Origin of the sequence: Ornithinibacter sp. (genome assembly GCF_035443565.1) — a bacterium.
Classification (GTDB): domain Bacteria; phylum Actinomycetota; class Actinomycetes; order Actinomycetales; family Dermatophilaceae; genus Fodinibacter.
The window spans coordinates 5094-12480 of sequence record NZ_DAORSO010000053.1 but is presented as its reverse complement, the minus strand read 5'-3'; the positions used below and the strand labels follow the sequence as shown (position 1 = coordinate 12480).

General features: G+C 72.0%; 6 protein-coding genes. 3 read left to right on the top strand and 3 right to left on the bottom strand.

The window, feature by feature from the left end:
• A partial coding sequence (gene mgtA, locus PLL68_RS07730; RefSeq protein WP_324533195.1) for a magnesium-translocating P-type ATPase occupies positions 1-2499 on the top strand: 2499 nt, incomplete at its 5' end.
• Here mgtA and PLL68_RS07725 read toward each other — a convergent pair.
• The 3 genes from PLL68_RS07725 to lpdA are packed head-to-tail and all read right to left on the bottom strand — an operon-like array spanning position 2445 to position 6597.
• Positions 2445-3335, bottom strand: coding sequence for a TIGR01777 family oxidoreductase (locus PLL68_RS07725; protein ID WP_324533194.1), 891 nt, complete (start codon positions 3333-3335; stop codon positions 2445-2447). The two genes, mgtA and PLL68_RS07725, sit on opposite strands and share 55 nt — an antisense overlap.
• A gap of 43 nt (positions 3336-3378) precedes the next feature.
• Positions 3379-5175, bottom strand: coding sequence for a 2-oxoglutarate dehydrogenase, E2 component, dihydrolipoamide succinyltransferase (gene sucB, locus PLL68_RS07720; RefSeq protein WP_324533193.1), 1797 nt, complete (start codon positions 5173-5175; stop codon positions 3379-3381).
• 39 nt (positions 5176-5214) lie between these two features.
• Complete coding sequence (gene lpdA, locus PLL68_RS07715) at positions 5215-6597, bottom strand: dihydrolipoyl dehydrogenase (RefSeq protein WP_324533192.1); 1383 nt, start codon at positions 6595-6597, stop codon at positions 5215-5217.
• A gap of 72 nt (positions 6598-6669) precedes the next feature.
• On the opposite strand from lpdA, the gene PLL68_RS07710 reads away from it, so the two are divergent.
• Together PLL68_RS07710 and PLL68_RS07705 are read left to right on the top strand one after the other, a co-directional pair.
• Positions 6670-6993 (top strand): hypothetical protein, encoded by a 324-nt coding sequence (locus PLL68_RS07710; RefSeq protein WP_324533191.1) that lies wholly within the window; start codon positions 6670-6672, stop codon positions 6991-6993.
• A 117-nt stretch (positions 6994-7110) separates the two neighbouring features.
• Positions 7111-7305 carry a DUF5302 domain-containing protein gene (locus PLL68_RS07705; protein ID WP_324533190.1) on the top strand — a complete coding sequence of 65 codons (195 nt, stop codon included), beginning with the start codon at positions 7111-7113 and terminating at the stop codon, positions 7303-7305.
• Positions 7306-7387: the final 82 nt, after the last annotated feature.

Here is a 7387-nt window from a genome sequence, read left to right as displayed (position 1 = left end):
GCGGGTCTCGGTGACGTCGAGGCCCGCACCCGCGCCCTGGCTCAGGGGCACGGCGCCGCTGCGCCGAGCCGTGCCAGGACGATCGGGCGTGAACTGGGCCGGCAGTTCTCCCAACCGGTGGTGGTCATCCTCCTCGTGGCCACCGGGCTCTCGCTCGTGCTCGGCGACCGGGTCGACGCGCTGATCATCACCGCCATCGTGCTGCTCAGCGGCCTCCTGGGGTTCTGGCAGGAGCACGGGGCCGCCGTGACCGTCGCCCGGCTGCTCGACCGGGTGCAGGTGCACGTCGAGGTCCGGCGAGCCGGGCGGGTGGTGTCGGTGCGCCCCGACGAGGTGGTGCCGGGCGACGTCGTGGTGCTGAACGCCGGCGACATCGTGCCGTGCGACTGCCGGGTGCTCACCGCCGAGGCCCTGCAGACCGACGAGTCCGCGCTGACCGGCGAGACCTACCCGCGCCACAAGCACCCCGACCCCGCGCCCGCCGACGCCGCGCTCGCGGAGCGGCACAGCGCCCTCCTGCAGGGCAGCCACGTCGTGAGCGGTCGCGGTGAGGCCGTGGCGGTCCTCACGGGCTCGCACACCGAGCTCGGGCGGATGTCGAGCACCCTCACCGACCGCCCGACGCGCACCGGCTTCGAGCAGGGCACCACGCGCCTGGGCCTGCTGCTTGCCCGGGTGACGCTCGGGCTCACCGCGGTCATCCTCGTGGTCAACGTGGTGCTCGGGCGCCCGTTCATCGACTCCGTGCTCTTCTCGATCGCCCTCGCGGTCGGCGTGACTCCACAGATGCTGCCGGCCATCGTCGCGGTCTCCCTGTCGACCGGGGCGCGCCGGATGGCGGACGCCTCGGTGATCGTGCGCCGCCTGGACGCCATCGAGGACCTCGGCAGCATGGACCTGCTGTGCACCGACAAGACCGGAACCCTCACCCGCGGTGTGCTGACCCTCGCGGCGACCGTGGGCCCCGACGGCGGCTACAGCGACCTCGTGGCGGGGCGGGCCGCGCTCAACGCGGCCCTGCAGACCGGCTTCACGAACCCGCTGGACGACGCGGTCCTGGCCGGCGCGGCACCCGACCAGCGGTGGCGCGCCCTCGACGAGGTGCCCTTCGACTTCGACCGCAAGATGCTGTCGGTGCTCGTCGACGGCCCCGAGGGGCGCCTCCTGGTGACCAAGGGTGCCTACGCGTCGGTGCTGGCGAGGTGCTCCACCGTGGTCGGCCCCGGAGGCGCACCCGAGGCGCTCGGGCCGCGACGGATGCTGCTCGACGAACAGTTCCGTGGGCTGAGCGAGCAGGGTGCCCGCGTGCTGGCGGTGGCCGAGCGCCCGCTGCCCGCTCGGTCAGCGGTCACCGTCGACGACGAGCGCGACCTGACTCTCCTGGGCCTGCTGGCCTTCGAGGACCCACCCAAGGACGGACTCGCGGCGACCCTGGCAGAGCTGGAGGCGCTCGGCATCCGGCTGTGCATGCTGACGGGAGACAACGCCCTGGTTGCCACCCACGTCGCGCGCAGCGTCCTCGCGGCCGAACCCACCGTCGTGACCGGCAGCGAGGTCGACGCCCTGGACGACACCGCACTGCGGGCGCTCGCACCGACCGTCGACGCGTTCGCCGAGCTCACACCGACGCAGAAGGAGCGAATCATCAAGGCGGTGCGCGCCGGGGGATCGGTGGTCGGCTACCTCGGCGACGGCATCAACGACGCCGGCCCGCTGCACCTGGCCGACGTGGGCATCTCGGTCGACACAGCGGTCGACGTGGCGAAGAGCGCGGCGGCCATGGTGCTGCTCGACAAGGACCTCGATGTCGTCGTGAGCGGCGTCCGGCTCGGCAGGCAGACCTTCACCAACACGCTGAAGTACGTGTACACGACGGTCAGCGCGAACTTCGGCAACACCGCGAGCATGGCGGCGGCCTCGGCCTTCCTGCCGTTCCTCCCGCTGCTGCCCCGGCAGATCCTGCTGCTCAACTTCCTCTCCGACCTGCCGAGCGTCACCCTCGCCGGCGACCGCGTCGACCCCGAGGACGTGCAGGGCCCCCGCCGGTGGGACCTGCACCAGGTGCGCGACTTCATGGTGGTGTTCGGGCTGCTCAGCAGCGCCTTCGACCTGCTGACCTTCGCCGTGCTGCTCCAGGTCTTCGACGCCGGTGCCACGCTGTTCCGCACCGGCTGGTTCGTGGGGTCGACCCTCACCGAGCTGGCCGTGCTGTTCGTGCTGCGCACCCGCCGACCCGTGTGGCGCAGCCACCCGGGCCATGCCCTGGTGCTCACCTCGCTGCTCGTCGGCGGCGTCACCGTCTCGCTGCCGTTCGTCTCCGCGGCGCTTCCCGCACTGGGCCTGGCCCGCCCGCCGGTCGGCCTGGTCGTCACCCTCGTGGGCATCACCGGGTGCTACATCGTGGCCGCCGAGCTCACCAAGCGGGCCTTCTTCCGGGCCGGAGGTCAGGCGACCAGCCAGCGCGCCGCGCCCTCGAGGTCGGGGTGGATGAAGTCGTAACCGCTCGTGGCCAGCACCTCGCCGACGATGCGCTGGCTCCCGAGGATCTCGGTGGCGAACTCGCCGAGCACGATGCGCAGGGCGGGCGACGGTGCCGGCAGGACTGCCGGCCGGTTGAGGGCGCGCCCGATGGCCGCGACGATGTCGCGCTGACGCGCCGGTTCGGGCGCCGACAGGTTGACCGGGCCGGTGAGGTCATCGCGGTCGAGCAGGTGCAGCAGTGCGCCGACCTCGTCGTCCAGCGTGATCCACGGCCAGTACTGCTTCCCGGAGCCGAGCGGCCCGGCCAGCCCGAACCGGGCAAGCTGCAGCAGCCGTTCCATCGCGCCGCCCTGACGGGCCAGGACGATGCCGGTGCGGGCCAGCGCGACGGACGCCCCGGCATCCACCGCGGGAGCCGCGCTGGCCTCCCACGCGAGGACGACATCGGTGAGGAACCCCTCGCCCGGCGCGCTGCTCTCGGTGAGCGGTTCGTCACCGCGGTTGCCGTAGTACCCCACAGCCGACCCCGAGACGAAGCGCACCGGGTGTTGGACCTGTGCGATGGCGGTGGCCAGTGCGTGCGTGGTGTCGGTGCGCGAGGAGAGGATCTCGCGCTTGTATGCCGGGGACCAGCGCTTGTCGCCGACTCCGGCCCCGGCGAGGTGCACGACGCCGTCGACGCCGTCGAGGGCACGCGGGTCCAGGGTTCGGCTCGTCGGGTCCCACTGCACCTCGTCACGGCCCCGGGCAGGGCGGCGCACGAAGCGCACCACCTCGTCGCCGCGCTGCGTGAGCGCGGCGACGACGGCGGTGCCGATCAGCCCCGAGGAGCCAGTGACGGCGATGCGCTTCATCTGGTGCTCCACCCGGTGCCGGTCAGTGCTCGACGAGACGTCATCACAGACCCAGGTCGGCCTCGAAGGCGCCTTCCTCGAGACGCTGCTTCATCGTCGTGAGGAAGCGGGCAGCATCCGCACCATCGACGATGCGGTGGTCGTAGGACAGCGCCAGGTAGACCATCGAGCGGATCGCGATCGTCTCGCCACCGTCCTCGGTCATGGCCACGACGGGGCGGCGAACCACCGAGCCCGTGCCGAGGATCGCGACCTGCGGCTGGTTGATGATCGGGGTGTCGAACAGCGCCCCTCGCGAGCCGGTGTTGGTGATCGTGAACGTGCCACCGGACAGGTCGTCAGGCATGATCTTGTTGTTGCGCGTGCGCTCGGCGACATCGGAGATCCCGCGAGCCAGGCCGGCGATGTTGAGGTCGCCGGCGTTCTTGAGCACCGGGACGAGCAGGCCCTTCTCGGTGTCGACAGCGACGCCGAGGTGCTCGGCGCCGTAGTACGTCACCTGGTCGCCGTCGACGCTGGCGTTGACCGTCGGGTGGGCCTTGAGGGCCTCGACGGCGGCGAGCGCGAAGAACGGCAGGAAGCTCAGCTTGGTGCCCTCACGAGCGGCGAAGTCTGCCTTGGCCCGGTCGCGCAGCTTGGCGATTCGGGTGACGTCGACCTCGACGACCGTGGTGAGCTGCGCCGAGATCTGGAGCGACTCGACCATGCGGCGGGCGATCGTCTGGCGCAGGCGGGACATCTTCTCGGTGGTGCCCCGGCGCGAGTCGGTGGCCGCAGGTGCCTTGGCGGGCGCGGCGGGTGCGGCCGCTGCAGGTGCCGGTGCCTCGGGGGCAGGAGCCGGGGCCTTCTTGGCCTCGGCGGCCGCCATGACGTCCTGCTTGCGGATGCGGCCACCGATCCCGGTGCCGGTCAGCGTCGCGAGGTCGATGCCGTGGTCGGCGGCCAGCTTGCGCACGAGCGGCGTGACGTAGGCCGCGGCATCGCGGCCCTCGGTGTCGTCGCTGCTCGCCGGTGCGGCTGCGGCAGGAGCCGGTGCCTCGGCAGCAGGAGCAGGAGCGGCGGGTGCCGGGGCGGGAGCAGCCGGGGCGGGAGCTGCGGATGCCGGGGCGGGAGCAGCGGGTGCCGGGGCGGCAGCAGCCGGCTCGGGAGCCGGAGCCTCAGCGGCGGCGGCAGGAGCGGAGCCACCACCGGAGCCGCCGATGACCGCCAGGTCAGCGCCGACGGGGACGGTGTCGTCCTCCTGGACGAGGATCTTGTTGAGCTTGCCGGCCACGGGGGAGGGGATCTCGGTGTCGACCTTGTCGGTCGAGACCTCGAGGAGCGGCTCGTCGACCTCGACGTCGTCGCCCTCCTGCTTGAGCCAGCGGGTGACGGTGCCCTCGGTGACCGACTCGCCGAGGGCCGGCATGGTCACGGTGGTGCCGTCGCCGCCGTCGGAGGACGTGTCGGCAGAGCCCTGAGGTGCGGCCTGCTCGGCCGGTGCACTCTCCGCGGGGGCGGGGGCGGGGGCGGCCTCGGCGGGTGCGGCCTCGGCTTCGACGGGTGCGGGCTCGGGCGCAGCCTCGGCGGGTGCGGCCTCGGGCTCGCTCGCAGCGGGCGCGTCGCCGTCACCGATGACCGCGAGGTCAGCGCCGACGGGGACGGTGTCGTCCTCCTGCACCAGGATCTCCTGGAGCGTGCCGGCGATGGGCGAGGGGATCTCGGTGTCGACCTTGTCGGTCGAGACCTCGAGCAGTGGCTCGTCGATCTCGACGGTGTCGCCGACCCCCTTGAGCCAGCGCGTCACGGTCCCTTCGGTGACGGACTCGCCGAGCGCAGGCATCTTCACGCGTTCTGACATCGGGACAGCTCTCCTTTGTGGGCGGTGACGTTGACCACTCTAGTTGTGTGCGTGCAGCGGTTTCCCAGCGAGCGCCAGATGGGCCTCGCCGAGGGCTTCGTTCTGGGTCGGGTGGGCGTGCAGCAGAGCCGCGACGTCCTCGGCGTGGGCCTCCCACGAGACGATCAACTGGGCCTCCCCGATCTGCTCACCCATGCGTGAACCGACCATGTGGATGCCGACGACCGGGCCGTCCTTGACCCGCACGAGCTTGACGAAGCCCTGGGTGCGCAGGATCTGGGACTTGCCGTTGCCGCCGAGGTTGTACTCGTAGGTCTCGACCCGGTCGCCGTACTGCTCGGTGGCCTGCGCCTGGGTCAGCCCCACCGACGCGATCTCGGGTTCGCAGTAGGTGACCCGGGGGATGGACGACTCCACGAGAGGCACCGGATCGAGCCCGGCGATGTCCTCGGCCACGAAGATGCCCTGGGCGAAGCCGCGGTGGGCGAGCTGGAGCCCGGGCACGATGTCGCCGACGGCGTAGACCCCGTCGACCGAGGTACGGCAGCGCTCGTCGGTGATGACGAATCCGCGCTCGACGCTCACCCCGGCATCCTCGAATCCCAACCCGGCGGTCGACGGCCCTCGCCCGACGGCGACGAGCAGCACGTCGGCGCTCAGCTCGTCACCACCCTCGAGGCGCACCGTGACACCGCTCTCGGTCGGGGTGGCCGACTCGAAGCGCACCCCGGTGCGGAAGGCGATGCCGCGCTTCTTGAAGGCGCGTTCCAGCGCGGTGCTGACGGCCGGGTCCTCGGCGGCGACGAGCCGGGGGAGGGCCTCGACGATCGTCACGTCGGCGCCGAACGAGCGCATGACGGAGGCGAACTCGACGCCGATGACACCCCCGCCGAGCACGACGATGCTCTTGGGCACCTCGGTCAGCGCGAGGGCGCCGTCGCTGGTCATGATCGGGCCGCCGAGCTCGAGCCCGGGCAGGGTCCGGGCGTACGAGCCGGTGGCCAGCACGACGTGGCGGCCGACGAGGCGCCGGTCGCCGACGACGACGGTGCGCTCACCCTCGAGGCGGCCCTCGCCCTGGACGTAGTCGACCTTGCGTGAGGACACCAGGCCCTGAAGGCCCTTGTGCAGCCGGCTCACGACGCCCTCGCGGTAGGCGGTGACGCCCGGCAGGTCGACACCGTCGAGCGTCGCGCGCACCCCGAAACGGGTGGCTTCACGGGCTGAGTCGGCGACCTCGGCCGCGTGCAGCAGCGCCTTGGTGGGGATGCAGCCCCGGTGCAGGCAGGTGCCGCCGAGGAGGTCCTTCTCGACGAGGGCGACGCTCAATCCGAGCTCGGCGGCGCGCAGCGCGCAGGCGTAGCCGCCGCTGCCACCTCCGAGGACGACGACGTCATGGGTGGGTTCGGCGGTGGCCGGCATCAGCTGCTCCTTCGCGCGGGGGTGGGGCGCCTGCGAGCATCCTGTCACTCCCTGAGCGCTTATCGTGTCGTCATGGCGTGGTGGAGACGCAGTCGCGACAAGCAGGCACCCCATGGCGGTGGCGACCTGAGCAGCGCCCGTGCCCACCTGCAGGAGTTCGTCGGGACGCGGCGGGGTGTGGAGGCCTACATCGAGCCCGCGACCAACATCACCGCGACGACCGTGGTCCTCATCGCCCACGACGGGGAGTGGACGAGGCGGGCACTGCCGTCCCGGCCGGTGGCCTTCGAGGTCGCCCGCTCGCTCGACATCCCCGTCTACGACGTGAACCTCACCGGCTACCCGGCGCGCATGCGCCAGTGGACCGCCCGCCAGCGGCGCCCTGACCAGCGCTGACGGCAGTAACTCACGCCGCCGCCGCCGCCGGGTCACCCCTTGCGGACCGCAATCCGATCGATCGGGGCGCTCGGGTCTGCGAAGGTTGACGCACCACCCGCCGAACGAAGGAGCACCATGTCAGGCTCGAAGAAGCCGCGCGCCACCGTCGACGAGGACGTGAAGGCCAAGTTCCGCGCAGCCCTGGACGCGAAGAAGTCCCACGGCGGCGCCGACGTCTCGGACCACTCGGATCACTCGAAGGTCGACCACGCCCACGGTCCGGAGGCCAGCGCGACGCAGCAGATGTTCCGCCGCAAGAGCGGCGGCTGAGCGTTCGCTCTCCCATGACCCACGAATGACGGATGCCGTGCCACCCCGCTGGGGGAGGCACGGCATCCGTGGTTCGTCACCG